At 41.2% G+C, this 1,294-nt stretch carries 2 protein-coding genes; both read right to left on the bottom strand.

What is annotated here, in order from left to right:
• Positions 1-30 precede the first annotated feature (30 nt).
• Positions 31-888 (bottom strand): IS3 family transposase, encoded by an 858-nt coding sequence (locus V1L65_RS28595; protein WP_331702759.1) that lies wholly within the window; start codon positions 886-888, stop codon positions 31-33.
• Positions 889-899: 11 nt separating this feature from the next.
• Positions 900-1,217 carry a transposase gene (locus tag V1L65_RS28590; protein ID WP_331702758.1) on the bottom strand — a complete coding sequence of 106 codons (318 nt, stop codon included), beginning with the start codon at positions 1,215-1,217 and terminating at the stop codon, positions 900-902.
• Between the last annotated feature and the right edge of the window lie 77 nt (positions 1,218-1,294).

The following is a 1,294-nucleotide window of genomic DNA, read 5'->3' as shown; positions in this document are numbered from 1 at the left end:
TGGACCTCTGTCAAGAAAGTAGACACATATTTAAGAGACTCGTTTCTTGAAACGTTGTGCAAATTTTACTGGAGACATATAACCAATTGAGCTATGAATTCTTTTACGGTTATAGAAAAACTCAATGTATTTGTAAATCTCGTCGTAGCTTTGTTGCTGTGTTTTGAATTTCTTACAATAAATAAGTTCCTTTTTCAAAATACTGTGAAATGATTCTATACAAGCATTGTCGTAACAATTGCCCCTTCGGCTCATACTCGCAGTCATCTGGTAGGATTCGAGTCGGCCACGGTATTCGTGTGAAGCATATTGCGTTCCTCTATCGGAGTGATGAATAAGTCCTTTTTTAGGTTTCTTTGCCGCATAGGCATCATCAAGAGCGCCTAACACCAGTTCCACCGTCATTCGATCGCCTAACCGCCACCCTACAATCTCACGTGTACACAGATCCATCACACTAGCTAGATACAACTTACGCTCGCGACAAGGAATGTAGGTGATGTCCGTAACCCAAACTTTTTCTGGTTCGAGGACTTTAAAATTCTGGTTCAGCAAATTGGGAGCAATAGGATTGTTATGATCTGAATCAGTTGTACATACTTTAAATTTCTGGGCTACGCAGGAACGAAGATTTTGCTCTTTCATGTAAATACTTACGGTCCGCTCAGCTATTTTGTATTTTTCATCTACCAGCAGTTTAGTAATTTTGGGGCTACCATAACGTTCCTCATTATCGTAGAAATGGAACTGGATTCGCTCGATCACTTTCAGTTTACGCAGTTCTTGCTGACTAGGCTCTGCATGTAGCCATTTATAAAATCCGCTCCGGGAAACGCCCATCACTTTGCACATCTTCTCCAGGCGAAACTCGGAGCGATGATCTTCAATGAATTGAAACCTTACTGACTTGGTTTGCTGAAGATGTGCAGCGCCTTTTTTAAAATCGCTAATTCCTCTCGTAAATCTTCGTTTTCACGCTCACGCTGTAGCTTCTCTACTTCCTGCTTTTTTAGAAGCTGCTCCAGTTGACGGACTTTCTCTTGTGCAGCCAAAGGTTCATTCTCGAACTGACGATATTCAGAAATCCATTGGTAAATGGTACTCTTAGCGATATTCAACTCTTCACAAATATCTGCTACAGACTTCGTCTGTTCCTGGATGTATTTCACTGTCTGCCTTTTAAACTCTTCATTATACCGTTGTCGATGCTCCCCCATTGTGGACACCTCCTATTTGTTAATGGTATTATCTACTGTCTGTTAAGGGTGTGTCCACTTTTTATTCTAGGCGCAGA

It is taken from the genome of Paenibacillus sp. IITD108 (assembly GCF_036541265.1).
Taxonomy (GTDB): domain Bacteria; phylum Bacillota; class Bacilli; order Paenibacillales; family Paenibacillaceae; genus Pristimantibacillus.
The sequence above is the reverse complement of the archived record's forward strand: the minus strand, read 5'-3'. Positions and strand labels throughout refer to the sequence as shown.

Bases quoted from the DNA above. Each gene is read 5' to 3' on its own strand.
- V1L65_RS28590 (WP_331702758.1), bottom strand. From the start codon at position 1,217: ATGGGGGAGCATCGACAACGGTATAATGAAGAGTTTAAAAGGCAGACA.